Here is a 25,245-nt window from a genome sequence, read left to right as displayed (position 1 = left end):
AGCGAATCAGGCGCGCGCCGCCGTCGTGGACTTGGAGCCCGAAGTCGATGGAACGGCGGCCGTAAAAAAATCCAGGTGCAAGCCCAGGACTTTCTTGCGCAGCGTGAACAGGGTCGCCACCTCCTCGACATCGCCTGACATGAGCTCGCGCGTCACGTTCGGGCTGGGCTGGATCTGGACGCAATCCATCATCTTTTCCAGCAGCGGCTTGGCGCTCTCGAAAGGCAGCTTGGCGATGGCCTTCATGCCCATGGCGGCCACGCCGGCCAGCCCGGCCTCTGCGATGTTGTCCGGGATTTCCACCCCGGCGTTCATCAACGAAAACAGCGCCCGACCGGCCCATTCCTCGGCGTCGTAGGCAGAAAGCTCCGTCAGGATGAACACCTTGCCCTTGTCGCGCCCTTCGGCGCCGATGGTCAGGGTTATTTGCTTTCTGGCCATGTCACACCAGCGCCGGAGAGACGTTCTGCCAGGTGATCTGGAACGCCATGGGTTGGAGCATCGCCTTGGCATCCGGCGCCGGCGGAATCTGCGTCAGCACGCCGCGGGTCAGCGTGTACTTGCGGTCGATCGACGGGATGTTGAGGGTGCCGTGTGCATAGAACACTTCGCGGGCCGTTTCACTGGCTGCCATCCAGATCTCGAAGACGCGCATGGACGGGGAATCGGGCTGGATCGTGATGGTCTGCACGCGGGGAACCGGCACGTAGCCGGCCGACATGCGGCCGTCCACGCCCATGGTTACCTGCGCGGGCTTGGCAGCCTCGAAGGTGAAGGCGCTGTCGGAAGCGTAGCCCTCGATCTTCTGCGGCACCGGAAAAACGCCGCCCACCGCAAGCATCAGAACCGAGTTGGCACTGGTCAAAGTCGCCATGTTGAATCCTTAAAGAATGGCCAGCGAGGCCAGGGTGATCTGCTGGACGGAACCGCCGTCCAGGTACCAGAACGTCATGGGCGGGGTGCCGCGGGCCTCTCTCACCTGCGGCGTCGCGTCCTTGATCTGCAGATACCAGCCGCGGGTCTGGAGCGTGTCGGAGATATCCACGCCGGCCTGGCTGTTGATCTGCGCCTTCTGCTGGCTCGACAGCGTCACGCCGGCGCGGATGGCGCCGAAGTTGACCGCGGCGTTGATCGGGTCCAGGCAGGCAGCGTCGATCAGCGTGTAGCCGTCGATGTTGTAGGGAATGGCGTTCACCTGGGTCAGCAGCGTCATCAGCGCCTGCTGAAACGCCGCGTTCAACCAGATCTGGTTGACGTAGGTGTCGACCCATTTCCAGTTGCCGCTGATCTGGCCCGGGTACAGGAAGCGGAAGCGGTCGTTGCTGGTGGCGTAGTCGCCGTAGAAGTTGTAGCCGTTGTCGATCAGCGTCTGAGCGGTGGTCGCGTCAGTCACGGAGAACGCGAGGCCCGACTGGCCCTTGAACGCCAGGGTGGCGCGGCCGTTGGTACGTTCGAAGTCGAGCGATGCAACGGCGCCCAGGACGAAGGCTGCATGCAGCACGTCCTTGTAGACCGGCACGGAGCCCGAGTATTCATTGGCGCTTACGACAGCCGCCCAGTTGGACGTGTTGCCCTGCTGGGTAGCGGTGATATCGGTGTCCCAGCCGACGTAGGCGTAGCGGTCGCCCTGGGCATTCGTCCACGCCGAAAACGCCACTTTGCCGGCCGTATCGGGCTCGAAGGTCGTCATGAACGCCGCCCAGTTCTGGGTCAGGTCGGTAATCCGGCCCATGTCCACCGCTGGAATGCCGGCCGCGGCACCCAGCGACACCTTGGCGCCAGCGGCCTGCGTCAGCTTCAAGCCCGACGCGAGGGTGCCGCTGCCATAGGAGATCGTGCTGGCGACGCCATCGGTGGCCGAGACGATCACGAAAGCGGCACGCTGCGCATCGTAGGTGCAGGTGGCGCCCATGGCGGTGAACCCGGCTTCGATGATCGTGGCGGCGTTCGAGAAGCTCGTTGCCGTCGACAGGTCGATGCTGGCGGAGGTCTTCGCCACGCCGTCCACGGTCACCGTCAGGATGCCGGACAGCGCCTGCAGCTGGGTCAGCGTCACCGCGGCCATCGAGCCGCCGCGCAGATAGGCGGAAACCGCTGCCGCCGGATACTGGGCATACAACAGATTGCCCGGCTTGCGGGTCGAGGTGTCGAAGCCGTTGAAGTAGACGTCGGCCAGGGCGGCCTCGGTCGAGGTCGGACCGAAGAAGCGCTGTACGTCGCGCGGGGTCGCGAAACTCTGGACGGTGCCGATGGGGACGGCGGTATCGTGGGTCAGGATCAGGCCGTTCAAATCGAGCGCCGATCCGCCGGCGGAGATCACGCCAGGCACTACCTGGACGATTTCACTGGCGGGAATGGACATAGGATTAAGCTCCCGTAGGGTAGGTGGTGTCGGCCTCGATGAGGCCCACGTGAAGGTGGTCCGCAAACTGCTGCGGCACGCTGATGGAAGGGTTGAACTGCAGGACGGCGTCGAACCACCACCGCTCGAAGGTCTGGCTTTCCCCGCTCTCGAAGGGCACTTGCTTGAGCTCGCCCGCGTACAGCGGCTGAGTTCGTCCCAGATTCCCCAGGAACTCGCACCCGTACTGGCTGCGCAGGGCGATCGAGAGCGTAAGCGCCAAGTCCAGGGCCCGCGCCCCGTAGCCATCCACGCGAGCAGACCATTGCGTGGCCTGGGTCATGATCCGCTTCCCCGCCGCGGGCGACGGATCGGCATAGGCCATGACCGGCACGGAAAGTCCCTGCGCCGCCAGCGGAGTGATGACGACGCACTCGCGCGGTGGCGCGGGAACCCAACCGGGTAGACCGCGGACAACGTCGCAGTCGACCAAGGTCTTGAAGAATGCGGCGAGGTCCTCTACCAGCTGGTTTTCTGTGATGCTGATCTGAACGCTCATGGAGTTGGATTCCTGCTGAAGAAGACTGGCGCCGAAACATCGCGCCCAAATGCAAAAGCCCCGGCACGTGGCCGGGGCTGCATTTCGGGGTTGCATTTGTCAGGGGCGCAATGCCCCGGACAAATTGTGACCGATTGCGTGACCGTTGGGGCGGGGTCTTGTGACGGTTCCGTCACATGCAGTGCAAAGAAGTTCGAGCCCTGCCCCAGCAGTGAAAAAGCCGGGGCCACGCGCCCAAAACAAAAAGCCCCGGCGCGTGGCCAGGGCTGCATTTGCTTGGGGCGCAATGCCCCGGACCCATTGTGACCGATTGCGTGACCTATGGGGCGCGGTCTTGTGACGGAACCGTCACACGCCACGCGTAGGTTCGCCCGTGCCCGCCTTTCTCGGGCTCTTGAATCAGCACGCTGCCGGTATCCTGCAGCGCATCCATGGCCCGCTGGATGCCTCTTTGCAGGCGCGTCTTTTCGGGAACAGACAAAGGCCGGCCGCGTGACACATGACGGACCAGCTCCATCAAACGGAATGAGCGGCCGGGATAGCAGGCCATCAGATCCATCACCTCGTGCGCGTACTTCACGCCAGCCTCCTTTCCACCAGGCTGCGGAAAAGACCCAGGTACAGTTTGTATTCGGTTTCGGTCATGGCCACGCCGGTCGTATCGGCAATCCAGTCCAGCGCCTTGGCGCGGCGCGCGCGGCCATCCAGCTGGCCGAACATCACATTCTTCTGCGGGTATTCGGCAATGATGATCATGCGCTCGTGCCAGGGCAGCGCGGCATGCATCGCCTCGACCTCCATGGCGTGGTGATGGTTGATGGGCCGGTAGCCCTCCTCTTCGGAAAGGTATACCTCCATGTTTCCCACCGTAGCGCCGGACCAGGTCCAGCGGGCCCAGTTCCAGATCAGATCGTCACCCGTCAATTTACTCATCAGCCACCTCGCATTGTTTACCTGTCTTGCCGCTGGAACCGTTCTGCAGACGGCCCTCCGTATCCTGGCTTTCGCCCTTGGCGCGCTTGAGCATGTCGGCGATGCCCTTGCTCGGGTGGTCGCCGCGCGCGATGCGCGCCTCCCACTTTTCGATCCAGCTCCGGGGCGGGCACCCACGGTCCCGCAGCACCTTTTGCGCGCCCATCTTCTTGAGTGCCGCCTCGGCCTCGGCGCGCGTGGCCAGCGTCTGGCCGGGCGCGGGCAGCGCCGGACCAGGCAACGGGATATCCGCCCACACGCCCTTCGCCAGCTCCTCGTTCAGCGTCTTCTCCCAGCGCGCCTTGATGGCGCCGTAGGTGCAGCCCAGCAGATCCACCGTGCTGACGCCCACCGCGGCCCAGTACACCGCCGGATGCGACCAGACACCGGGCTCGCCGCGCCTGCGCGCTGACAAGCCACGCACGGCCTCGTGATAGGCCACTTCGGGAACCATCCACGGGCAACATAATTTGATGAACTGCGGCAGCGTCGGCGGCCATTCCTGGGTCAGGCAGGCGACCAGGCCGCGACGCACCTGCACCTCGTCCAGGCCGGCCAATTTCTGGTTCCATGAATCCTTCAGTTCACGGGCAGTCAGGCCCTGCCATTGCTGCGCGAACTTGGCGCCGTACATCAGCAGCATTTCATTGACCACCAGCGCGCCCATGGCGGCGGAAGGGATGTCAGCGGGTTGCATCGATCGTCCCCATGAACCGCTCGCGCGGCCGGCCGTCGTCGGCCAGTACTTCTCGCAGCTCCTCGGTCCAGTCGGCCAGGCGTTGCGCCCTGCCTGCCGGATGGCCCGCTGTAGCAGGCGTGCGCGGAGGGAAGAGGCCCTGGTACCCGCCCGCGATGCTGTTCGCGATCACGGCCCCTGGCGGATGCCCTGCGGCCAGATAGGCGGCAAGCTGTTGCAGCTGACGCCTGGCGCCCTCCTGCGTCACCGGCTTTTTGCGCGCCTTGCGGTCGGCAATCCAACTGACCCAGTCCTCGCGGTCCAGCCAATCCGGCAGTTCGATCACGGACGCGTCGAATCCGGTCCCCCGCTTGCGGGAGGTGTGTTCTTTTGGCTCCTGGTTCTTGGTTCCTGGTTCTTGGTTAGCTTCCGATCCGCCATCTGCCGGGCCATGGCCGGGTTTCTCGTCGAAACCCATGGGAAACCCGCTGGGTTGTTCGGGATTGCGCTCTGCCAGCCTGGGCCTGCCGCCTCGCCGGCCGTTGGCCTTGGCGGTCTCGGCCTTGACGTGATACGCGGCAATCTCCACGTCCGCCCGTTTGTTGTGCCAATGGCCATCGCGCAACACGAAGAACTCGGCCAGCACCTGCGCGGCCGCCTCTCTTTCTTCTTCGCTACGGGCCCCCACCCACCGGAATACCTGCTGCAGGTTGTCCACGATGGGCTGCTCTTCGGCGTAGTACCGGCGCAGCAGGCGGCTGTAGATGGCATCTTCAAGCAAGCTCAGATGCGCCGTGGCCTGCGCGTAATCACCGATGTTGTGGCTGTAGTAGTTCATGCGTGTTTTTGCATCCCCGCCAGTCTTACCTCGCTATCATTTTTAAATCTTAGAATGCTAAGATTCTAAATGCAAGCCAACTAAGATTGTTTTTGTTTAGCATCCTAAGATGACCTTTCAGAAGCGAATCACACAGGCGTTCAACGAGGAAGCGGCCCGTCGTGCGGACGCGGCCGAACCGCGCCTTACCAAGACAGACCTATGGAAGGCAGCCGGCGCCTCTTCCGGCGCGGCGACGCATTGGTTCAATGGGTCCAACGGCATGGATATGGCGACCTGCATCAAGGTCGCCCCGCTGCTGCGCGTGAACGCGCAATGGCTATATGACGGCACCGCCCCGAAACTGCCTGCGAGCGATGGATCCCTGGCCGCAGCGGTGCCGGCGCCCCCTCCGTGGCCCTTCCCCGGCATCCCGGAAGAACAGGTGCGGGCATTGCCCCCGGATCAGCTGAACAAATTGCAGGGCGCGATTGCGTTGGCAATCGCGCAATTGAAGCTGGGGATTGACGTCTCCCCTGCTACCGCCGCGCCACAAATGCCGACGGTCCTGCGCAGCGACTCGCTGGTGGACACCTACTTGTCCCGAGACGAGTTCCCCATGCGCATCGATGGCCTGCCTGCAGCGCCCTGGGAAGGCGGCAAGACCACGCGCCAGACCGAACGCGAAGGCAGGGTCCGGATCAGCACCCAGAAAGGCGTGGTCGCCAATGTGGGCGTGGGTGAACCGCCCGCGGCCAACGACAGATTCGAGAAGGTCCCGGAACTGTCCGACGTGCGCCTGGCTGCGGGCGACCCCATCGAAAACCATGCCGAAGAACAGACCGGCATGATCCAGTTCCGCAAGTCTTTCCTCAGGTCGGTAGGCGCGGACAACGGCCGAGGCCGCGTGGTGTATGCGAAGGGCGACAGCATGGAGCCCGTCATCCGCGACGGCGCTGCGTTGCTGGTGGTCCCCAACGAAAGCCTGACGCTGCAGGACATCGCCGCCGGCGGGGTCTATGCCATCAACTACGACGGCAAGATGATCGTGAAGACGGTGGCCCGGGAACGGCTAACCGGGCAATGGGTGGCGCGGTCGTTCAATTCCTTGCACGATGACATACCGCTGGAGAACGGGGCATCGGTGCGGGTGCTGGGGCGGGTTGTGTGGGCGGGGGCAAGGTTGCGGGATGATGAGGCGGGGCGGTGGCGGGCTGAGTGATGGAAAGTCTCGGGGCCTCGCCTTGCGGGTAGTCGTAGAAGCCATCTCCGGATGGCTTTTTCTTGACTGGAATTCAGCCCGCGCTTGCGGAGCAAGCGAAGCGCAAGATGCGCCGAAAGCGTAAAGCGCCAGCAAATGAAAAAAGGCACTTCGCTTTCGCGAAAGTGCCTTATCTTCATTGAATTCTTTGGGGTGGCTGATGGGGCTCGAACCCACGACAACCGGAATCACAATCCGGGACTCTACCAACTGAGCTACAGCCACCTCTGATACTGCTTTTCTTCCTTGCCGCGCTGCTTTTGAAAGCTGCTCAACAACGAAGAGGCCGAATTCTAGCACGTTTTTTTAATCCGTGTGAAACCGGCCCCGCCGGCCCACTTGCCAGCGCGGGCCACCTTGCTATCCTTCGCCATTGATCATCTACGGAGGCCGCGCTTACGCCATCGCCATGGACCGCATACACGCAATCTTGATCGATTACTGGCCCCATCTGGTGTTTGCCATCAGCATCGTGGCCGGAACGGGCGCGGCGGTGCATGCCGCGATGACCAAACAGGACGTGCGGGCGGCCATAGGCTGGGTGGGGGTGGCGCTGTTTTCGCCGCTGTTCGGCGCGTTGTTCTATTTCGTGGCGGGCATCAACCGGATCCGCAAGACGCGGCTGTCGCAGCAGCGCGATGAGGCGATGGTGGTGGATGCGGAGCAGGTCGAGACCGCGCCGGTGGACGTGGCGCCGATCTCGGGCCAGCAGTTCGCGTCGCTGAAGGTGCTGGGCGACCGCGTCAGCCGCTTCCGCCTGCTGGGCGGCAACGCGGTGCGGCCGCTGGCCGGCGGTGACGAGGCCTATCCGGCGATGCTGCAGGCGATCCGCGAAGCGCGCCACGCGGTGGCGATGCAGAGCTATATCTTCGACAACGACGCGATCGGGCGGGAGATGGCGCAGGCGCTGATCGAGGCGCGCGAGCGCGGGGTCGAGGTGCGGGTGCTGATCGACGCCATCGGTTCCAAGTATTCGCGGCCGCCCATCGTGCGCATGCTGTCGCGCGGCGGGGTGCCAGTGGCGCGCTTCATGACCAATCCGCTGGGCGTACTGCGCATGCCCTATGCCAACCTGCGCAGCCACCGCAAGGTGCTGGTGGTGGACGGACGCCTGGGCTTTACCGGAGGGATGAACGTGCGCGCGGCCTTCGTCAGCGCGCTGGCGGGCGATGGCACCAACCGCGATACGCACTTCCGGGTGGAAGGACCGATCGTGACGCAGCTGATGTCGGTGTTTGCGCACGATTGGAACTTCACGACGCACGAATCGCTGCCGGCCAGGCCCTGGTTCGATCCCGAGGCCTTGCCGCCGACGGGCGACGTGCCGATGCGCTGCGTGCCGTCCGGCCCGGACCGCGCGCTGGGCAGCACGCACAATATGCTGCTGGGCGCGCTGGCGGTGGCGCAGCGCCACGTGCGCATCCAGTCGCCCTACTTCCTGCCGGACCAGACGCTGATCGGCGCGCTGGCCACGGCCGCGCGGCGCGGCGTGGTGGTGGACATCGTGATTCCCGGGAAGAACAACCTGCGGCTGGTGGACTACGCGATGACGGCCCAGCTGGACCAGGTGGTGCGCACGGGCTGCCGGGTCTGGCGTTCGCATGGCGCGTTCGACCACTCCAAGCTGATGACGGTGGACGACGCGTGGGCCTATGTGGGTTCGTCCAACCTGGATCCGCGCAGCCTGCGGCTGAACTTCGAGCTGGATACTGAAATCTACGACCCCGGCGTGGCGCGCTGGATCGGCGCACGGGTCGACGGCTTGATCGCGCAGGGCCAGCGCGAGACGCTGGAGAACCTGCTGCGCGCGCCGTTCGCCAAGCGCCTGCGCAACAAGGTGATCTGGCTGGCTACGCCTTACTTGTAGACCCGCAGGAAGCTCAACCGTCGGAAGCCGGCGCGGGCGCGGCGCGCACCGCGAAGACCGCGTTGGCCTTGAGCATGACGCGGCCTTCGACCTGCAGCAGGCAGGTGGCGTAGATCAGACGGCGGCCCTGCTTGTCGATGCGGACATGGGCTTCGAGCCAGTCCCCGGGCTTGACCGGATTCAGGTATTCCACCGACATCTGCACCGTGACCACCGAGGCCTGCGCCTGCTCGGCGATGGTATGGCCCAGCGCGCTGTCGGCCAGCGTGGCGAGCAGGCCGCCGTGGGCGATGGCGTGCATATTGGTGTGCGCCATCCCCACGCGCAGGGCCAGGACGCAATCGGCATCGCGCTTGTAGAGCGCGCCGAGGTCGGCCAGATGTTCCATGAAGGGGCTGCTGGGGCGCCAAGGCGCGAAACCGGAAGGAATGGAGTCTGTCATGCTCAAGCCTGGTTTTTTCACGCGGAATACCTCGAGTATCGCAAAGAAGTCTGCTGCCGGCACCGCTATCCGCAGACCTGTGATCGCGGCGCGGACGATCCGCAAGTCAGAGTAAGATTTACGCCATAACAAACCCCTACATGGCAGGAGCAGTGGAAGATGGCGAAAGTCGGCATGGTTGGTATCGGCCTCATGGGCCATGGCATTGCAAGCAATCTGGTCAAGCACGGGCACGCGCTGACCGTGCTTGAGCACCCGGGCAATCAGCCCCTGGACGCGCTGAAGGCCGCGGGCGCAACCAGCGTGACCGATGGCGCCACGCTGGCGGCCCAGTCTGACGTGATCATCCTCTGCGTTACCGGCAGCCCGCAGGTCGAGGCCGTGCTGCTGTCCGAGGGAGGCGTGCTGGCGGGCTTGCGTCCCGGTACGGTCATCATCGATTGCTCGACGGCGATCCCCTCTTCCACCGTCAAGGTGGCGCAGGCCGTGACGGAATCCGGCGGCCGCTTCCTCGATGCGCCGATGACGCGCACCCCCAAGGAAGCCGCCGAGGGCCGGCTCAATCTGCTGGTGGGCGGCGACGCCGCGCTGTTCGAGGAATGCAAGCCGCTGCTGGCCTGCTTCGCCGAGAACATCACGCACGCCGGCCCGATCGGCGCCGGCCATCGCATGAAGTTGCTGCACAACTACGTGTCGCTGGGCGTGGTCGCGCTGCTGTCGGAAGCCGCAGCTTGCGCGCTGCGCGCGGAGATCGATCCGGCGGTGTTCGCCGACGTGCTGGCCAAGGGCGGCGGCGGCGGCGTGGCACTGGAACGCATCAAGCCTTACCTGCTGGAACAGGATCCGTCCTCGCTGCGGTTCTTCATGTCGAATGCGCAGAAGGATTTGTCCTACTACAACACCATGGCCGCGGAAACGGGCGCGGTACGGGAAATCGGCGCGGCCGTGCAGCACACGTTCGACCAGGCCGTCACTCAGGGCGGCGGCGACCGCTACGTGCCGGAACTGGTATCGCTGTTGAAGGACCGCTAGGACGGTCCTGGAGACCATCGCATCCGGCGTCACGGATGCGATGGCAAACGCTGCGGACGGCATCGCCCACAGTCCGCGGGGATCAACGGCCGGCCACCGCTACCGCGCGCGGCAGGCCCCGCGCCGGCAGGCGCAAGGAAATCAGGGCCGCCGCCAACAGCAGCGCGCCCGCTGCCCCGAAGGCCACCCAATGCGTACCGAAGGTCTCGTAGGCCCAGCCGCCCAGCCATGAGCTGATCATGCCGCCGACCTGGTGGCCCAGGTAGACCAGTCCGTAAAGCACGCCCACCAGCCGCACGCCGTAGACGTCCGCAAGAATGGCCGACGACAGGGCGATGCTGCCAGCCCACGCGATGCCGCCCAGGGTGGCCGCTGCGTACAGTTCCCAATGCGCCCCCACCATGACCAGCGCGAAGAAACCCAGCCCGCGCACCAGATAGATCGCGGCCAGGATGGCGCGCCGTTCGACCTGGTCGGACATGCGCCCCAGCACCAGGGTGCTGAAGATGGCGACCAGGCCGATCAGGCCGATGCCCAGCGAACTGGTGGTGGCGTCAAAGCCATGGTCCATCAGCATGGGCACGCCGTGCGTGCCCAGCAGGTTCATGCTGAAACCACAGGCGAACAGGCCCAGCGCCACCTGCCAGAACGGCAGCGAGTTCAGCGCCGCGCGCACATTGGGCGCCGGCTGCTTCGCCGCAGCTTTGGCCGGTCCCGCCTTGTCGATGATCTGGTGCGGCAGCAGGTCGGTGTGCTCGGGCGCTTCATCGCGCATGACGAAGAGCGCCATCGGCACGGTCAGCAGCGCGAACAGCGCGGCGAAGCCCAGCAGCGCTTCCTGCCAGCCCACGGCCGAGATCGCGAAGGTCAGGGTCGGCGTCATCAGCGCGATGCCGGCCATGGAACCGGTGGACAGGAAGAACAGCGCCATGCCGCGCTGGCGCGTGAACCAGCGGCTGATCACCGGCGTCAACGCTACCGGGCTGGTGAAGCCCAGGCCGATGGACAGCGCCACGCCGAAGGACAGCAGGAATTCGATGGGGCCGCGCGCGTAGACCGTCCAGATGATCGACAACACGACGATGGCGGTGCCGGTCAGCAGCACGAAGCGGGTGCCGCGCGTGCCGACCAGATAACCCGCTACCGGCATGGCCAGCCCATAGCAGAGCATGCCGATCGCGACGATGCCGGACAGCGTACTGCGCGTGAAGCCCAGGGCGTCGGCGATGGGCAGGAAGAATGGCCCGACCCCCATGCGCAGGCCGACCGTCAACAGGGTGAGTACCGTAGCGGCGCCTACGATGTTCCAGCCGAAATACCAGCCGCCCGACTCTTGCTTCTCCACTTGCGCTTCTCCTCGATATCTTCTTGTGGCCGCTTGGCGCGCCCAGGTTCGCCAGCGCCGCCCAAAAAGGCGCGGCGGGAGCGGGAAGAACGAGGCGTGCACCGGCTTGTCGTCTCCGGCGGCCTGACGACGCCGGACGCGTCATATTACTCCTGGCTATATGTCTGCTCCGCCCGGAATCCGGGAATCTGTTCGGTGAGCGGTCACCGAAGCGCTGTATAGTGCTCGCCATTTCGTCGCGCCCGAAGCAGACCGTGAAGTCCAAGACCTCGATGTTCGCCCTGTCCCGCCAGGAAATCGCGCTGGTGCTGGTCACCATGCTGTGGGGCAGCACCTTCCTCATCATCCACATCGCCATGCAGCACAGCGGACCGCTGTTCTTCGTGGGCGTGCGTTTCACCATCGCCGGCCTGATGGCGCTGCTGATGTTCCGCAAGCACATGGCTGCGATCACCCGCCAGGAGGTCGGCGCCGGCATCGCCATCGGCTGCGCCCTGTTCCTGGGCTACTTCCTGCAGACCTACGGCTTGCAGACCATCACCAGCAGCCAGTCCGCCTTCATCACGGCGATGTACGTGCCCATCGTGCCGCTGCTGCAATGGGCCGTGCTGAAGAAGCCGCCAGGCCTGATGAGCTGGGTGGGTGTGGCGCTGGCCTTCGCGGGCCTGATCCTGCTGGCGGGTCCGCAGGCGGGCGCGCTGAATTTCAGCGTGGGCGAAGCGGCCACGCTTGCCGGAGCCGCGGCGATCGCCGCGGAGATCATCCTGATCGGCCACTATGCCAAGAAGGTCGACAGCCGCCGCGTCACCTTCGTGCAGTTGTTGACGGCAGGCCTGGTGTCGTTCGCGCTGATGCCCGTGATGGGCGAAGCGGTGCCCGAATTCTCATGGCTGTGGGCGGGCGCGGCCATCGGCCTGGGACTGGCCAGTGCCATCATCCAGCTGACCATGAACTGGGCGCAGAAGTCGGTGTCTCCAACCCGGGCCACCGTCATCTATGCCGGCGAGCCTGTGTGGGGCGGCATCGTGGGACGCCTGGCCGGCGACCGGCTCCCGGCGCTGGCGTTGGTAGGCGCCGGCCTGATCGTGGCGGGCGTACTGGCAAGCGAGGCCAAGTTCACCCGCAGGAAAAAACCGCAAGCACAGGGCGCCGACTAGCGGGCCAGGCGCGCGATCACCCCGGCCTGCGCGGGGTACAGCCGTTGCAGGTCGGCGGCGTCGGCCAACTCGAACTCGCTGAACTCGAAGCCAGGCGCCACCGTGCAGCCGGCCAGCGCATAGCCGGCGGGGTCGGCCAATTCTGCCGCGAACCAACTGCCGGCCGGCACGACCGCCTGGAACGCGGCCTCAGGGTCCTTCAGCGCGTCGCCCAGCCGCAAGCAGCGGTAAGCGCCGTCCGGCGCCAGCACGTGGACTAGCAGCGCGCCGCCCGCATGGAAATGCCAGAGTTCGTCGGACCGGATGCGGTGCCAGGTCGACCAGGCGCCGTCGCATAGCAGGTAATAGATGGCGGTGCTGGCCGAGCGGCGCGCGCCGTCGCCGCGCGTCACGGCATCGGCGGCGCGATAGGTTTCGCGGTAGTAGCCGCCTTCGGGGTGCGGCAGCAGGTCCAGGCGGCGGATGAGATCGGCGGATGCGGTCATGGCGGGACGGGCGCGTAGAGGATGGCGCCAGTCTAGAACAAAGCCGCGCGTCCTAGGCCGCCTGCTCCAGAAACGCCTGCAGGGCGGGCACCGTGTTCAGCACATGCTGGCGCATGGCCGCTTCGCAACGCGCCGGGTCGCGCGTCTGCAACGCGGCGATCAATTCCTGGTGCGATTCGCGCACGCGCAGGACGCGGCCGGGCTGGGCCACCCACAGGCGCATATAGGGCTCGACGACGGAATGCAGCTCCGAGATCTGGCGCAGCAGGCGCGGCTGCTGGCAGAAGCTGCACAGGTATTCGTGGAATTCGCGATGCGCGGTGATCCAGTCCAGGTGTTCGCCCGGCCCCTGCTCCAGCTGTTCCAGCAGCAGCGACAGGCGGCGGATGTGCTCGGCGCCCATGTGCAGCACCGCGTTACGCATGGCCAGGCCTTCCAGCACGGACCGCATTTCGAACACTTCCAGCATTTCCTGCTGATTCAGGCCGCGCACCACCGCGCCGCGGTTGGCGCGGATCTCGACCAATCCTTCCGAGGCCAGCCGGCGCAGCGCGCCGCGTACCGGCATGCGGCTGGTACCGATTTCGGCCGCGACCACCTCGGGCACCAGGCGCTGGCCGGGCGCGTAGCGGCCCAGGCGGATTTCGCGCTGCAGATGCAGGTAGGCCTCGTCTTCGGCGCTGATGGCTGTCTTTTGGAATTGCAGCATTGGAGTCCCGGGGCTAGGGCCGACGGATAGGCCCACGAAAGCCGCCATGATAGATAACCGCAAAAATAACACAAATTGGATCCAGTGATCCATGGATGCAAATCCTAATGGTCTTGCAGCGCCCGCTTGCGTCTAATCCCTGCACGCACTCCATAACGCGATCAAGGGGAATTCATGAAGTTTCGTTTCATCCGGGCGCTGGCAGGCGCCGCCGCCGTGGCCTTTGCCGCCCAAGCGGGCGCCCAGGCGACCGACTGGCCGCAGCATCCGGTGCGCATCGTCGTGCCCTTCCAGGCCGGTTCCGCCACCGACCTGATTTCGCGCCAGCTGGGCGCCGCGCTGTCGACGGAACTGGGCCAGCCCTTCGTCGTCGAAGCCCGTCCGGGCGCCGCGGCTGCTATCGGCAGCGCTTCGGTGGCACGCGCAACGCCCGACGGCTACACGCTGTTGATGGGCGGCCCCGCCGCCATCGTGACCAACCGCTTCCTGCAAAAGCGCCTGTCCTACGACCCCGACGCCTTCGCGCTGGTATCCATGGTGGCGTACACCCCCAACATCCTGCTGGCCAATCCGTCGCAGCCGTTCAAGACCTTGCCGGAAATGGTGGCCTACGCCCGCGCCAACCCGGGCAAACTGACCTACGCCTCGTTCGGCACCGGCACGACTTCGCACATGGCGGGCGAAATGCTCAAGTCCGTGGCCGGCATCGACATCCTGCACGTGCCGTACAAGGGCGCCGGCGAAGCCATCCCCGCGCTGCTCAGCGGCCAGGTCTCGATGTACTTCGACACCATCATGACCGGCCTGCCCCAGGCCAAGAGCGGCGCGCTGCTGGCGCTGGGCATGTCCAACGCCAAGCGCTCGGCGCTGGCGCCCGAGATTCCCACGATCGCGGAACAGGGCTACGCCGGCTACGACATCGCGCCGTGGTACGGTCTGGTCGCGCCCGAAGGCACGCCCGCTCCGGTGCTCGACAAGCTCAACCGCGCCGTCAACAAAGTGCTTGCCGATCCGGCGCTGCGCAGTAAGCTCGCGGAAGCCGGCGCGGAGCCCCGCGGCGGCAGCCGCGAGGAATTCGCCGCCTTCATCAAGGCCGAAATCCCGCGCACCAAGCAGCTGATCGATCAGGCCGGCATCACGCCGCAGTAATTTTCACTACGAGTTCCCCGTTTCCATGTCCTTACCCTTCGATTGGTCTTTCCCCTACGCATCCCGGAAGATGCCTGTCCTGGCCGCCAACGCGGTCGCCACCAGCCAGCCGCTGGCGGCCCAAGCCGGGCTGCGCATGCTGCTGGCCGGGGGCAACGCCGTGGACAGCGCCATCGCCACCGCCATCGCGCTGACGGTGGTCGAACCCGTCATGAACGGCATCGGCGGCGACATGTTCGCGCTGGTCTGGCATGACGGCCAGCTGCATGGCCTGAACTCCAGCGGCTGCGCGCCCGCCGCGTGGACGCCGGAGTACTTCGCCGGCCGCGACGCCATGCCCGGCACCGGCTGGGGCACGGTGACCGTGCCGGGCCAGGTCGCGGGATGGAAGGCGCTGTCGGAGCGCTTCGGCAAGCTGCCTTTCGCGCAGTTGTTCGAACCCGCCATCGCCTATGCCGAGGAAGGGTTTGCGGTATCGCCCACCATCGCCCGCCAGTGGGCCACGCAAGCGCCCAAGCTGGCGCAGGAGCCAGGCTTTGCCGCCGCCTTCCTGCCCGAGGGCCGTGCGCCGCAGGCCGGCGAATGGTGGCGCTTTCCCGCGCAGGGCAAGACGCTACGCGCCATCGCCGAAAGCGGCGGCGAGAGCTTCTACCGCGGCGAGCTCGCCCGCAAGATCGCCGACTTCGCGCGCCAGACCGGCGGCGCGCTCAGTGCCGAGGACCTGGCGGAGCACCGTCCCGAATGGGTCACGCCGATCTCGCAATCGTTCCGCGGCTACGAACTGCACGAGATCCCGCCCAGCGGCCAGGGCATCTCGGCGCTGATGGCGCTGGGCATGTTGGAACAGTTCGACCTGGAAAGCATGGGCCGCGACAGCGCGGACTACTACCACGTCAGCATCGAAGCGATGAAGCTGGCCTTCGCGGACCTGCACCACCACGTCGCCGATCCGCGCCACATGCGCACCAGCGCCGCCGCCCTGCTGGACCGCAGCTACCTGGCCGAGCGCGCGCGCCAGATTTCCATGGACCGCGCCAGCGTGCCGGTCGCGGGCACGCCCGCCACCGGCGGCACCGTGTACCTGACGGCGGCCGACGCCAGCGGCACCATGGTGTCCTTCATCCAGTCCAACTACCACGGCTTCGGTTCCGGCGTGGTGGTGCCCGACACCGGCATCAGCCTGCACAACCGCGGCCTGAACTTCGTGTTGACGCCCGGCCACGCCAATCAGGTCGCGCCGCGCAAGAAGCCGATGCACACCATCATCCCCGCCTTCGTCACGCGCGGCGGCCAGCCGCTGATGTCGTTCGGCGTGATGGGCGGATCGATGCAGGCCCAGGGCCATCTGCAAATGGTCACGCGCCTGGCGGCGTTCGGCCAGAACCCGCAGGCCATGAGCGACGCGCCGCGCTTCCGCGTGGAAAAAGGCCCGGTGGTCAATGTGGAATCGCACTTGCCGGCGGACGTGGTCGACGCGCTGCGCGCACGCGGCCACAACGTCGCCGTGGCGCCCGCCGACAGCCTGGAATTCGGTTCGGCGCAGCTGATCTGCCGCCTGCCGCAAGGCGGCTACGTGGCGGCGTCAGACTCGCGCCGCGACGGCCAGGCCGTCGGCTTCTGAGTCTGGCCGGGCCCGGATCCAGGCCCGGCCCTTGACGATAAAGCCATCGCCGCCGGCCTCCGGCGGCGATCTGCCGGCGTGCCGGCGATCACCAAGACGTAGCGCCGGCTGCTGTAGACCGGCTCAAGCTCCACGCCCGTCTGCTCGCGCACCCGCCGCAGATCCGCTTTTTCCACTGCCAGGAATACCCTGCCGTCCTTGGGCAATACGGTCTCCAAGCCTTCCAGCGGCACCCGTGCGGCCGCGCCCCGCGAGTAGTAGCGCGCCGAGAACGGCACGCTGTCGACGAAGTAGAGCTTTTCGCCGGGCGCCATCAGCGCGTCGGCCCGGGCGACAAGGTGTTTTTCCGTTTTGAGCCGCTCCGGCTTGGCCAGCAGCAAGCCGCAGAAAACAATCACCGCAATCGGCCCCAACGCCATGCAGGCCGTCGCCACGCGGGCTGGCGCCAGGGCGCGGGCGCGGCTCAGGCATGCGCCTATCGCCAAGGCCAGCGGCGGCAAGGCCGGCAACGCGTAGGTCCACAGGATGTTGCCCGACAGGGTGAAGAAGAGCGGCGTGGCCGCGCCCCAGGCCAACAGATAGGTCCAGCGTGGCCGGCGCAGCCATCTGCCGGCCCGCCGCACCGGCCCGCGCCAGCGTCGGGCAAGCAGCCAGACGCCAAACACTCCCCATGGCAACGACGCCACAATCCCGTCCAGCCAGATGGCGCCGTAGGGTCGGCTGTGCGCCGAGCCGTAGAGATCCCCGGTCCAGCCCGGATCCACGAAGCGCAGGAAGTGCTCGCCTACGATGAAGTATTGGATGAAGCCCGGCGTCTTGATCTCCGCCGCCACGTACCAGGGCAGCGCCAGGACCGCCGTCATCATGCTTCCCGCTGCCCATGGCAGGCGCCGCAGGCTGGCCCGGACGTTCCCATGCCAGAGCATCCAGGGCACGATGGCGCCCGCCACCAACACCACGGCCAGCGGTCCCTTGGACAACAGGCCGATCGCCAGTCCCAGGAAAAATCCGTAGCGCCAGAACCCCGCCGCCGGCCCGCGCGCCAGGATGAATGACGCCATGCTCAGCGTGACGCCCAGGGCAAGGAACGGATCGGTCAACACTGCCCCGGCCGCGACCAGGGGCAGGAACATGGATGCGTACACCAGCACGGTCCATCTGGCGGCCTGTAGCGTAAACAGGCGGCGCCCCAGCGCATGAAGAACGGCAAGCGTCGCCGCCGTGGCCAGCAGCGACGGCAGCCTGATGCTGAATTCGCTCAGCCCCAGCAACCGGATCGACAGCGCCTCGGCCCAGAACCCCAATGGGGGCTTGCCCCAGAACGGCACGCCCGGTGCGAACCAGGGCGTGATCCAGTCGCCCGTTTCCGCCATCAGCCTGGCGATCTCCGCATAGCGTGGCTCGGACGTGTCGGCGAATGGCACCAGGACCATCGCCAAGAGGCGCACGCCCAGTATCGCCGCCAGCCCGGCGGCCATGGTCCGCGCGCTCAGCTGCAAGCCGCATCCCTCCCATGGCCCGATGCCGCCATGCCCGCCGCTCCGCTGTGCTGCACGTCGCGCACCAGATAGACCGGCCGCTGCTTGCTTTCCATATAGGTCTTGCCCACGTACTCGCCCAACAGACCGATGGTGATGAGTTGCACGCCGCCCATGAAGGTCATCATCGCCATCAGCGAGGGATAGCCGGCGACGTCATCGCCGAACATCAAGGTCTTGAAGATGATGGCGGCGCCGAAGACCGCGCCGCCCAGGGCCGCGGCCGCCCCCAGCCCCGTCGCCCAGCGCAGGGGCGCGGTGGAGAACGAGGTGATGCCTTCCATGGCCAGGCGGAACAGCGCCAGGTAGCTCCATTTGGTGACGCCAGCGGCGCGGGGCTCGCGGTCGTAATCGATGATCCGGGTCGGCATGCCCACCCAGGCGTACAGGCCCTTCATGTAGCGGCACCGTTCGGGCAGCTGCAGCAAAGCCGTCACGGCGCGCCGGCTCATCAGCCGGAAATCGCCGGTGTCGGGCGGGATCGCGGCCTTGCTCAAGCGGCTCAGCAGCCTGTAGTAGGCATAGGCGGAAAGCCGCTTCAGGACGCTTTCCCCCGCGCGGCTGCGCCGCCGCATGCTGACGACGTCGGCGCCCTCTTTCCAGGCCCGCACCATGGCGGGGATGGCCTCGGGCGGATCCTGCAGATCGGCATCCAGCATGATGACCGCGGCTCCGGCCGCATGTTCTATCCCTGCTGTCATCGCGGCCTCCTTGCCGAAATTCCGGCTCAGCCTGACCAGCTTGATGCCGCGTTCCTCGCGCAGCAGGGCCTGCAGGTATTCGGCGCTGCCGTCGCTGCTGCCGTCGTCGACGAACACGATCTCGTAGGACAGCCTCAACGTCTTCAAGACCCGCCGCAGGCGTTCGTGGCAGGCCGGCAGCACCTCCATTTCGTTGAGGAATGGAATGATGACGGATAGCTGTATCGGGCTGATTGCGCCCAGCACAGCGATATCGAGATCGGGTCTGGCATTCATCGGATCGCCTCCGTAACGGACCTACTCCCGGGCCAAGGCCGGTTTCGACAGTTCAAGTTCGTCGGCGTCGTCGTTCCTGTGCGCCAGGCGGTAAAGGGCCGGCAGTACCAGCAGCGTGAGGATGGTGGAAGAGATGATGCCGCCGATCACCACGGTGGCCAGCGGACGCTGGACCTCGGCGCCCGTGCCGGTGGCGATCGCCATCGGCACGAAGCCCAGCGAGGCCACCAGCGCCGTCATCAGCACCGGACGCAGGCGCGTCAGCGCCCCGATACGCACGGCCTCGGCCACGGACTTGCCTTCCACGCGCAGGCCGCTGATGAACGACAGCATCACCAGGCCGTTCAGCACCGCCACGCCGCACAGCGCGATGAAGCCCACCGCGGCGGTTATGGACAACGGTATGCCGCGCATCCACAAGGCGATCACGCCGCCGGTCAGTGCGAAGGGGATGCCGGTGAACACCAGCAGCCCGTCCTTGACGTTGCCGAACATCGCGAACAACAACGCGAACACCAGCACCAGCGCCGCCGGCACCACGATCTGCAGGCGCTTGGCCGCGGATTGCAACTGCTCGAAGGTGCCGCCCCAGGAGGTCCAGTAGCCCGCCGGCACCTGCACCTTTTGCCCGATGGCCGCGGTGGCCTCGGACACGAACGTGCCCAGGTCGCGGCCGCGCACGTTGGCGCTGACCACGATGCGGCGCTTGCCGTCCTCGCGCGAGATCTGGTTGGGGCCCGGCGCCAGATCGAAGGTGGCGACCTCGCTCAGCGGGATGTAGGCGGCCTGCACCTGCCCGTCCTGCCTGGGCAGGGCAATGGGCAGCTTCTTCAACGCGGACAGGTTCTCGCGCACGGTTTCGGGCAGACGCACCACGATGTCGAAGCGCCGGTCTCCCTGAAAAAAGGTCCCCGCCTCTCGACCGCCCACGGCGATGGCCAGCGTGTCCTGCACGTCCGCCATGCTCAGCCCGTAACGCGCGGCGCGGGCGCGGTCGATGTTGACCGTCAGCATCGGCAGCCCGGTGGTCTGCTCGACTTTCACTTCCGAAGCGCCCGGTATCGTCTGCAAGACCTCGGCGATCTCTGCTGCCGTACGATTCAGCACGTCGTTGTCATCGCCGAACACCTTCACCGCCACGTCGCTGCGCACGCCCGAGATCAGCTCGTTGAAGCGCAGCTGGATGGGCTGGGAGAACTCATAGTTGCTGCCGGGAACCTGGCTGGCTTCCTCCTGGATCGCCGCCAGCAGTTCGGCGCGGGTCTTCCTGGGGCTGGGCCACTGGTCCATCGGCTTGAGCATGATGTAGCCGTCGGAAATGCTGGGCGGCATGGCATCGGAGGCGATCTCCGCGGTGCCGGTGCGGGCGAACACGCGCTCGATCTCCGGGAACTTCTGCTTCAGCCTGGTCTCCAGTTGCTTCTGCATCTCGACTGACTGCGTGAGGCTGGTGCCCGGGATCCGCAGCGCCTGGATCGCCATGTCGCCTTCGTTCAGGTTGGGGATGAACTCGCTGCCCATGCGCGCCGCCAGCACCCCGCTCAACACCACCAAGACGGTTGCTCCCGCCAGGATCAGCGGCGTGCGGCGCAGCGCGACGTCGAGCAGGGGCTCGTAGCGGCGCTTGGCCCAGGCCATCAGGCGATTCTCCTTTTCGGAGACGTTGTTCCCCATGAATAGCGCCACGGCGGCCGGCACGAAGGTCACGGACAGGATCATCGCCCCCAGCAGCGCCAGCACCACGGTCAGCGCCATGGGATGGAACATGCGTCCTTCCACCCCGCTCAGGGCGAAGATCGGCAGGTACACGACCATGATGATCAACTGGCCGAACAGCAGCGGCCTGCGGGCCTCGCGCGCGGCCGCGAACACCTCGTGGAAGCGTTCGCTGCGCGTGAGCGGCCTGCCATGGTGCGCCCGCGCGTGGCTCAGGCGCCGCACGCAGTTCTCCACGATGACGACCGCGCCGTCGACGATGATGCCGAAGTCCAGCGCGCCCAGGCTCATCAGGTTGGCGCTGACCTTGTAGGTCACCATGCCGGTGAAGGTAAACAGCATGGACAGCGGGATGATCATCGCCGTGATCAGCGCCGCGCGGATGTTCCCCAGGAACACGAACAGGATGACGATGACCAGCGCCGCGCCTTCCAGCAGGTTCTTCTTGACGGTGGCGATGGCCTTGTCGATCAGGGTGGTGCGGTCGTAGACCGTCACCGCCTGCACGCCCGCCGGCAGCGATTTATTGATGGCTTCCAGCTTGACGGACACGGCTTGGGACACCGCGCGGCTGTTCTCGCCTATCAGCATGAACACCGTGCCCAGCACCACTTCCTCGCCGTTGCTGGTCGCCGCCCCCGTGCGCAGCTCGCGCCCGATGGACACCTCGGCCACGTCGCGTATCCGGATCGCCTGGCCCTCCACGGTTGCCAGCACCACGTCGCGGATGTCGTCCATGGACCGGACCTGCCCGGGCGCCCGGATCAGGTACTGCTCCCCCTTGCGTTCGATGTAGCCCGCACCGGTGTTGGCGTTGTTCCTGTCCAGCGCGGCCATGATGTCGGTCAGCGCCAGGCCGTAGGAGGCCAGCTTCTCGGTGCTGGGCGCTACCTGGTACTCCTTGGCATAGCCGCCGATGGCGTTGATCTCGGTGACCCCGGGAATATTGCGCAGCTGCGGCTTGATGATCCAGTCCTGGATCTCGCGCAGGTCCATGGGGGTGTAGGGCGTGCCGTCGGGTTTCCTGGCATCGTCCTGCGCCTCCACCGTCCACAAGTAGATCTCGCCCAGGCCCGAGGATATCGGCCCCATCATGGGCGTCACGCCTTCGGGCAGGTTTTCCTTCGCTTCCTGCAGGCGCTGGTTCACCAGCTGGCGGGCGAAATAGATGTCGGTGCCGTCCTTGAAGATGACGGTCACCTGCGACAGGCCGTAGCGCGATAGCGAGCGCGTCTGCTGCAACCCCGGCAGGCCGGCCATCACCGTCTCTATCGGATAGGTGATGCGCTGCTCGGTCTCCAGCGGCGAGTACCCAGGCGCCCCGGCATTGATCTGGACCTGGACGTTGGTGATGTCCGGCACCGCGTCGATGGCGAGCCGGGAATAGTTGTAGACGCCGATGGCGGCCATGCCCAGGGTGACGAACAGCACCAGCCAGCGCTGCTCAATGGCGAAACGGATCAAGCGTTCAAACATGTTCCGCCCCGGCTCAGTGTGCGTGCTCGGCGCCGGCCTTGCCCAGCTCCGACTTGAGGACGAAGGTGTTCTCGACGGCATAGCGCGTACCGGGGGCAAGCCCCGACAGCACCTCTACCCGGTCATTCGAAGCCTTGCCCAGCTTCACCGGCTGCACCACAAAGCCGCCGGGCGCCTCCACGAACACGGCAGGCTGATTGTCGATGGTCTGGACCGCGTCGGCCGCTACCGTCACCGCGGCGTCCGACATCCGCGTGACCACGTCGACGGAAACGAAAAGCCCTGGACGCCAGGCCATGTCCGGATTCTCCAGCGTGACGCGCGCAGTGGCCGTGCGCGTCTGCTGCCCCAGCAACGAGCCGATGTACGAGACCGTGCCCTCGGCCCTGCCGGCGAACGCGGCGGAGCTCACGCTGGCCGCTTCGCCTACGCGTACATCCTGCAAATCCTTGGGCGCGATCACGAATTCGGCCCAGACGGTGCGCAGGTCCGACAAGGTGAAGATGCTGGCGTTGTCGGGCAAGGCTTCGCCCAGTGCGATGTGCTTTTCCACCACCACGCCGTCAAAGGGCGCGCGGATCTCCAGGCTGCCCAGGTCCTTGGAGCGCGGCTCGGCGCCCACGGTGCGCAATTTCTGCTCCGCGTTCTGCACGGCGATTTCCGCCTCCTGCAGCGCGGTGCGGGCCGCTTGGTAGTCCTGTTCCGCTGATACCTTTTCCTGCCACAGGCGCAGTTCGCGCCTGTGGGTCTGGGCGGCCAGGTCGCGCCGCTTGGCCGCCGCCAGCCATTCGCTGCGCAACTCGGACAGCGCCGAGCTGGACAAGACGGCCAGCAGTTCGCCCTTCTTGACCTGCTGGCCCAGGTCGGCCGACACGCTTTGCACCACGCCGGCCATGCGCGGCACCACGTGCGCGGTCCGGTCCGCATTGAACTTGATCTCGCCGGGGAACTGCGCCGATGTCGCCAGCACGGCGGGCGCAGCGACCTCGGACTTGATGCCGGCCACCGCGATCTGCTCGGGCGTGAGCGCGATTTTTTCCTGTTCCTTCTCGGCCTGCTCGCCCTGCCCGGTCTCGGCATGTCCGTGCTCCTCCTCGCCTGCCGCCTGCGCCGGATACACGGACGCCAACAGCAGCGCCGCGCACAGGCCGGCCGCGGTCCACATCTTGGGGGGTTGCTTGCTCTTGTGCTTTGCCATTTTCTTATGCTCGTTTCAACGTCCGAGAATGCGGTCTATATCCGCGGAAGCCTGGTACACGGATGCCAGCACCGTCAGGTAGGCGATGTTTCCGTCGGAGAGGGTGCGCTGCGCGTCCAGCACTTCCAGGAAGCCGAACTTCCCCGCCTCGAAGCCTTTGCGCGCAGCCTCATAGGCCTGGGTGGCCCCCGGCAGCACGGCGCTCCGATACTCGCGCGCGGAACCCGCTGCCAGATCGAATCGGGTCACGGCCTGCAACAGTTCTCCCATCAGGCCGGATTCCAGCTCGCGGTATTGGTCCTGCGCCTTGTAGGCCTGCATGGTGGCGGCGTAGACATTGCCCTGGTTGCGGTCGAAGATCGGCAGCGGAATGGACACGCCAAGCTGGGCCTTGTCGCGGCCCGCTTCGTTGTCGCGGGCCACGCCGGCGCTCAGCGTGATGTCGGGATAGCGCTTGCTCTTCTCGACTTCCAGCTGTGCCTGCCCCAGGTCGACGGCAAGCTTGCCGCCCTGCATCCTGGGCGATGCGGCCAGGCCTGCCCGCAACTCGTCTATCGACGCCCGTTCCGGCAATGCGTTCAGATCCGCGCCCACGCTGGCAAAACCCGGCTCTGCTTCGCCCCACAGCAGGCCGAGCTTGCGGCGTGCGCCCAGCAGCGCAGCCTCGGCCGCGCGCGCCTCGATGCGCGCGTTGGCCAACGCGACCTGGGCCTTGCTGCCCTCCAGTGGCGGCGCCTTGCCCGCGGCCACGCGCCTCTCCGCCAGCCGCAAGGCGCCGCTGGCGATATCCACGGTGCCGCGCGTCACGCGCACGGACTCCTGCGCCACCGCCACATCGAAATAGGCCGCGATGACTGCCGCGCGCAGGCCGGCCCGCGTGTCCGCGACGCCCTGGCGCGCCATGTCCCTGGACAGCTCAGCCGCCTTGACCCGCGCGGCGCGCTTGCCGCCGGTTTCCAGCGGGACGTTCAACATGGCGGTGGTGGTGCGCGTGGCCGATTGCGTGTCGTCCACGCTCACGTCGATGGAAGGGTTAGGCAGCACGCCCGCCTGCGTGAGCAGGCCCTCGCTCGCCGCGGCCTCGTTCTTCGCCGCGGCAAACCCGGGATTGCGTTCGAGCGCCGCGGCCAGGGCGCGCTCCAGCGTCAGCACGGCGCCGTTCTCGCTCTGCGCCGTGGGTACGGAAGTTCGGGCTGCGCCCGCGTTCTGCGCGGATGCGGCAGCAGACGCGGCGATCATCGAGGCCGCCAGGATCAGCGGCATAGCGGATACATGCATGGTTCAACCAGGAAAGGGGCGAGCCGGCAATGTATCCAGACGGGTTCGTCAATCGAGCGACAGAAAAATGACATTTCCGTAAGGTTCGCGGCCTTACGAAAACGTAATCAGGGCGTCGGCGAATTGACGGGCATGGGTCCGTAGAGTGTCACCGTCGCTACACAAACAGCGTGTATGCGCCTGACGCAACACCGCGATCGGCGCCGCGCTCAACCTGGGAGATATCCATGAAGACCAAAACCGTTACCGCTGCCCTCGCCTTGGGTTCCGCCCTGGCCCTTCCTTTTGCCGCCAGCGCATCGAGCACCTGGCACCAGACCAACACGGAGATCGGCTACGCCATCGCGCCGGACCACGCCGTCAGCGGCAAGACGCGCGACGAGGTGAAGACCGAATTGGCCGTGGCCAAGTCCGACCCGAAGCAGTGGTTTCTGACCAATCTGAACGCCGCCAAGCCGGGCTGGGCCAAGCAGGGCACCTCCCGTACCCGCGCCGACGCGATGGCGGAGCTGGAAGCCATGACGCCGGCCGAACGCGCCCGCCTGGACGAGATCTACACCCCGGGCTGAGCGCCGGGCCCGTGGCGCACGCGCCCCGCGTGCCCGCCGGCGCTGCGCAGGGCGGCTGGG

24 protein-coding genes and 1 tRNA gene are annotated in these 25,245 nt (G+C 66.4%); 7 read left to right on the top strand and 18 right to left on the bottom strand.

The window, feature by feature from the left end; all coding sequences use genetic code 11:
• Positions 1-6: 6 nt before the first annotated feature.
• The 8 genes from IB259_RS29180 to IB259_RS29145 form a co-directional block, all read right to left on the bottom strand.
• Positions 7-441, bottom strand: a complete 435-nt coding sequence (locus IB259_RS29180) for a hypothetical protein (protein WP_192330869.1) — start codon at positions 439-441, stop codon at positions 7-9.
• A gap of 1 nt (position 442) precedes the next feature.
• Positions 443-874, bottom strand: a complete 432-nt coding sequence (locus tag IB259_RS29175; RefSeq protein ID WP_192330868.1) for a hypothetical protein — start codon at positions 872-874, stop codon at positions 443-445.
• Between the two features lie 9 nt (positions 875-883).
• Positions 884-2,362 carry a DUF3383 domain-containing protein gene (locus IB259_RS29170; RefSeq protein WP_192330867.1) on the bottom strand — a complete coding sequence of 493 codons (1,479 nt, stop codon included), beginning with the start codon at positions 2,360-2,362 and terminating at the stop codon, positions 884-886.
• A gap of 4 nt (positions 2,363-2,366) precedes the next feature.
• Positions 2,367-2,900 carry a hypothetical protein gene (locus IB259_RS29165; RefSeq protein WP_054453332.1) on the bottom strand — a complete coding sequence of 178 codons (534 nt, stop codon included), beginning with the start codon at positions 2,898-2,900 and terminating at the stop codon, positions 2,367-2,369.
• Positions 2,901-3,219: 319 nt separating this feature from the next.
• Positions 3,220-3,480, bottom strand: a complete 261-nt coding sequence (locus IB259_RS29160) for a hypothetical protein (RefSeq protein ID WP_054453334.1) — start codon at positions 3,478-3,480, stop codon at positions 3,220-3,222.
• A complete protein-coding gene (locus IB259_RS29155) occupies positions 3,477-3,833 on the bottom strand; it encodes a hypothetical protein (protein ID WP_192330864.1) in 357 nt (118 codons plus the stop codon). The genes IB259_RS29160 and IB259_RS29155 overlap by 4 nt, the downstream gene beginning before the upstream one ends.
• Complete coding sequence (locus IB259_RS29150; RefSeq protein WP_192330862.1) at positions 3,826-4,569, bottom strand: hypothetical protein; 744 nt, start codon at positions 4,567-4,569, stop codon at positions 3,826-3,828. The genes IB259_RS29155 and IB259_RS29150 overlap by 8 nt, the downstream gene beginning before the upstream one ends.
• Positions 4,556-5,386 (bottom strand): YdaU family protein, encoded by an 831-nt coding sequence (locus IB259_RS29145; protein ID WP_175181844.1) that lies wholly within the window; start codon positions 5,384-5,386, stop codon positions 4,556-4,558. The genes IB259_RS29150 and IB259_RS29145 overlap by 14 nt, the downstream gene beginning before the upstream one ends.
• Positions 5,387-5,495: 109 nt before the next feature.
• On the opposite strand from IB259_RS29145, the gene IB259_RS29140 reads away from it, so the two are divergent.
• Positions 5,496-6,587 carry a S24 family peptidase gene (locus IB259_RS29140; RefSeq protein WP_192330859.1) on the top strand — a complete coding sequence of 364 codons (1,092 nt, stop codon included), beginning with the start codon at positions 5,496-5,498 and terminating at the stop codon, positions 6,585-6,587.
• A 188-nt stretch (positions 6,588-6,775) separates the two neighbouring features.
• Here the strand turns inward: IB259_RS29140 and IB259_RS29135 are convergent.
• A tRNA-His gene (locus IB259_RS29135) sits at positions 6,776-6,851 on the bottom strand.
• A gap of 184 nt (positions 6,852-7,035) precedes the next feature.
• Here IB259_RS29135 and cls point away from each other — a divergent pair.
• Complete coding sequence (cls, locus tag IB259_RS29130; protein WP_175161679.1) at positions 7,036-8,493, top strand: cardiolipin synthase; 1,458 nt, start codon at positions 7,036-7,038, stop codon at positions 8,491-8,493.
• A gap of 13 nt (positions 8,494-8,506) precedes the next feature.
• Here the strand turns inward: cls and IB259_RS29125 are convergent, their stop codons facing one another.
• On the bottom strand, positions 8,507-8,935 hold the full coding sequence (locus tag IB259_RS29125) for a PaaI family thioesterase (protein WP_054453468.1): 429 nt from the start codon (positions 8,933-8,935) through the stop codon (positions 8,507-8,509).
• Between the two features lie 159 nt (positions 8,936-9,094).
• On the opposite strand from IB259_RS29125, the gene IB259_RS29120 reads away from it, so the two are divergent.
• Positions 9,095-9,967 (top strand): NAD(P)-dependent oxidoreductase, encoded by an 873-nt coding sequence (locus IB259_RS29120; protein ID WP_119449596.1) that lies wholly within the window; start codon positions 9,095-9,097, stop codon positions 9,965-9,967.
• Positions 9,968-10,049: 82 nt separating this feature from the next.
• Here IB259_RS29120 and IB259_RS29115 read toward each other — a convergent pair whose 3' ends face one another.
• Positions 10,050-11,312, bottom strand: coding sequence for an MFS transporter (locus tag IB259_RS29115; RefSeq protein ID WP_192330857.1), 1,263 nt, complete (start codon positions 11,310-11,312; stop codon positions 10,050-10,052).
• Between the two features lie 272 nt (positions 11,313-11,584).
• On the opposite strand from IB259_RS29115, the gene IB259_RS29110 reads away from it, so the two are divergent.
• Positions 11,585-12,469, top strand: coding sequence for a DMT family transporter (locus IB259_RS29110; RefSeq protein WP_119449606.1), 885 nt, complete (start codon positions 11,585-11,587; stop codon positions 12,467-12,469).
• Here the strand turns inward: IB259_RS29110 and IB259_RS29105 are convergent.
• Together IB259_RS29105 and IB259_RS29100 are read right to left on the bottom strand one after the other, a co-directional pair.
• On the bottom strand, positions 12,466-12,954 hold the full coding sequence (locus tag IB259_RS29105; protein WP_175161657.1) for a cupin domain-containing protein: 489 nt from the start codon (positions 12,952-12,954) through the stop codon (positions 12,466-12,468). The genes IB259_RS29110 and IB259_RS29105 overlap by 4 nt on opposite strands.
• Positions 12,955-13,006: 52 nt before the next feature.
• Positions 13,007-13,663, bottom strand: a complete 657-nt coding sequence (locus tag IB259_RS29100; RefSeq protein WP_013395291.1) for a GntR family transcriptional regulator — start codon at positions 13,661-13,663, stop codon at positions 13,007-13,009.
• A gap of 174 nt (positions 13,664-13,837) precedes the next feature.
• Here IB259_RS29100 and IB259_RS29095 point away from each other — a divergent pair, with 174 nt between their 5' ends.
• Together IB259_RS29095 and ggt are read left to right on the top strand one after the other, a co-directional pair.
• Positions 13,838-14,812, top strand: a complete 975-nt coding sequence (locus IB259_RS29095) for a tripartite tricarboxylate transporter substrate binding protein (RefSeq protein WP_054453478.1) — start codon at positions 13,838-13,840, stop codon at positions 14,810-14,812.
• Positions 14,813-14,837: 25 nt separating this feature from the next.
• The gene (gene ggt / locus IB259_RS29090; protein WP_054453480.1) at positions 14,838-16,433 is read left to right on the top strand and encodes a gamma-glutamyltransferase; all 1,596 of its coding nucleotides are present in this window, start codon (positions 14,838-14,840) and stop codon (positions 16,431-16,433) included.
• Here the strand turns inward: ggt and IB259_RS29085 are convergent.
• Genes IB259_RS29085 through IB259_RS29065 form a run of 5 tightly spaced genes read right to left on the bottom strand, consistent with a single transcriptional unit; the run spans position 16,382 to position 24,616 of the window.
• Positions 16,382-17,932, bottom strand: a complete 1,551-nt coding sequence (locus tag IB259_RS29085; RefSeq protein ID WP_192330855.1) for a glycosyltransferase family 39 protein — start codon at positions 17,930-17,932, stop codon at positions 16,382-16,384. The genes ggt and IB259_RS29085 overlap by 52 nt on opposite strands.
• Positions 17,923-18,948 carry a glycosyltransferase family 2 protein gene (locus tag IB259_RS29080; RefSeq protein WP_054453482.1) on the bottom strand — a complete coding sequence of 342 codons (1,026 nt, stop codon included), beginning with the start codon at positions 18,946-18,948 and terminating at the stop codon, positions 17,923-17,925. The genes IB259_RS29085 and IB259_RS29080 overlap by 10 nt, the downstream gene beginning before the upstream one ends.
• A gap of 21 nt (positions 18,949-18,969) precedes the next feature.
• Positions 18,970-22,140 carry a CusA/CzcA family heavy metal efflux RND transporter gene (locus tag IB259_RS29075; protein ID WP_192330853.1) on the bottom strand — a complete coding sequence of 1,057 codons (3,171 nt, stop codon included), beginning with the start codon at positions 22,138-22,140 and terminating at the stop codon, positions 18,970-18,972.
• Positions 22,141-22,153: 13 nt separating this feature from the next.
• A complete protein-coding gene (locus IB259_RS29070; RefSeq protein ID WP_192330851.1) occupies positions 22,154-23,338 on the bottom strand; it encodes an efflux RND transporter periplasmic adaptor subunit in 1,185 nt (394 codons plus the stop codon).
• 15 nt (positions 23,339-23,353) lie between these two features.
• Positions 23,354-24,616, bottom strand: coding sequence for a TolC family protein (locus IB259_RS29065; protein WP_119449589.1), 1,263 nt, complete (start codon positions 24,614-24,616; stop codon positions 23,354-23,356).
• A 227-nt stretch (positions 24,617-24,843) separates the two neighbouring features.
• Here IB259_RS29065 and IB259_RS29060 point away from each other — a divergent pair, with 227 nt between their 5' ends.
• Positions 24,844-25,185, top strand: coding sequence for a DUF4148 domain-containing protein (locus IB259_RS29060; protein WP_119449588.1), 342 nt, complete (start codon positions 24,844-24,846; stop codon positions 25,183-25,185).
• Positions 25,186-25,245 lie beyond the last annotated feature (60 nt).

The organism is Achromobacter sp. ACM04 (genome assembly GCF_014851465.1).
GTDB lineage: Bacteria > Pseudomonadota > Gammaproteobacteria > Burkholderiales > Burkholderiaceae_B > Achromobacter > Achromobacter aegrifaciens.
This window is presented reverse-complemented; position numbering and strand designations above follow the sequence as displayed.

Bases quoted from the DNA above. Each gene is read 5' to 3' on its own strand.
- IB259_RS29180 (WP_192330869.1), bottom strand. From the start codon at position 441: ATGGCCAGAAAGCAAATAACCCTGACCATCGGCGCCGAAGGGCGCGAC.
- IB259_RS29060 (WP_119449588.1), top strand. From the start codon at position 24,844: ATGAAGACCAAAACCGTTACCGCTGCCCTCGCCTTGGGTTCCGCCCTG.
- cls (WP_175161679.1), top strand. From the start codon at position 7,036: ATGGACCGCATACACGCAATCTTGATCGATTACTGGCCCCATCTGGTG.
- IB259_RS29145 (WP_175181844.1), bottom strand. From the start codon at position 5,386: ATGAACTACTACAGCCACAACATCGGTGATTACGCGCAGGCCACGGCG.
- ggt (WP_054453480.1), top strand. From the start codon at position 14,838: ATGTCCTTACCCTTCGATTGGTCTTTCCCCTACGCATCCCGGAAGATG.
- IB259_RS29070 (WP_192330851.1), bottom strand. From the start codon at position 23,338: ATGGCAAAGCACAAGAGCAAGCAACCCCCCAAGATGTGGACCGCGGCC.
- IB259_RS29150 (WP_192330862.1), bottom strand. From the start codon at position 4,569: ATGCAACCCGCTGACATCCCTTCCGCCGCCATGGGCGCGCTGGTGGTC.
- IB259_RS29110 (WP_119449606.1), top strand. From the start codon at position 11,585: ATGTTCGCCCTGTCCCGCCAGGAAATCGCGCTGGTGCTGGTCACCATG.
- IB259_RS29155 (WP_192330864.1), bottom strand. From the start codon at position 3,833: ATGAGTAAATTGACGGGTGACGATCTGATCTGGAACTGGGCCCGCTGG.
- IB259_RS29105 (WP_175161657.1), bottom strand. From the start codon at position 12,954: ATGACCGCATCCGCCGATCTCATCCGCCGCCTGGACCTGCTGCCGCAC.
- IB259_RS29170 (WP_192330867.1), bottom strand. From the start codon at position 2,362: ATGTCCATTCCCGCCAGTGAAATCGTCCAGGTAGTGCCTGGCGTGATC.
- IB259_RS29065 (WP_119449589.1), bottom strand. From the start codon at position 24,616: ATGCATGTATCCGCTATGCCGCTGATCCTGGCGGCCTCGATGATCGCC.
- IB259_RS29175 (WP_192330868.1), bottom strand. From the start codon at position 874: ATGGCGACTTTGACCAGTGCCAACTCGGTTCTGATGCTTGCGGTGGGC.
- IB259_RS29100 (WP_013395291.1), bottom strand. From the start codon at position 13,663: ATGCTGCAATTCCAAAAGACAGCCATCAGCGCCGAAGACGAGGCCTAC.
- IB259_RS29125 (WP_054453468.1), bottom strand. From the start codon at position 8,935: ATGACAGACTCCATTCCTTCCGGTTTCGCGCCTTGGCGCCCCAGCAGC.
- IB259_RS29080 (WP_054453482.1), bottom strand. From the start codon at position 18,948: ATGAATGCCAGACCCGATCTCGATATCGCTGTGCTGGGCGCAATCAGC.
- IB259_RS29075 (WP_192330853.1), bottom strand. From the start codon at position 22,140: ATGTTTGAACGCTTGATCCGTTTCGCCATTGAGCAGCGCTGGCTGGTG.
- IB259_RS29140 (WP_192330859.1), top strand. From the start codon at position 5,496: ATGACCTTTCAGAAGCGAATCACACAGGCGTTCAACGAGGAAGCGGCC.
- IB259_RS29165 (WP_054453332.1), bottom strand. From the start codon at position 2,900: ATGAGCGTTCAGATCAGCATCACAGAAAACCAGCTGGTAGAGGACCTC.
- IB259_RS29120 (WP_119449596.1), top strand. From the start codon at position 9,095: ATGGCGAAAGTCGGCATGGTTGGTATCGGCCTCATGGGCCATGGCATT.
- IB259_RS29095 (WP_054453478.1), top strand. From the start codon at position 13,838: ATGAAGTTTCGTTTCATCCGGGCGCTGGCAGGCGCCGCCGCCGTGGCC.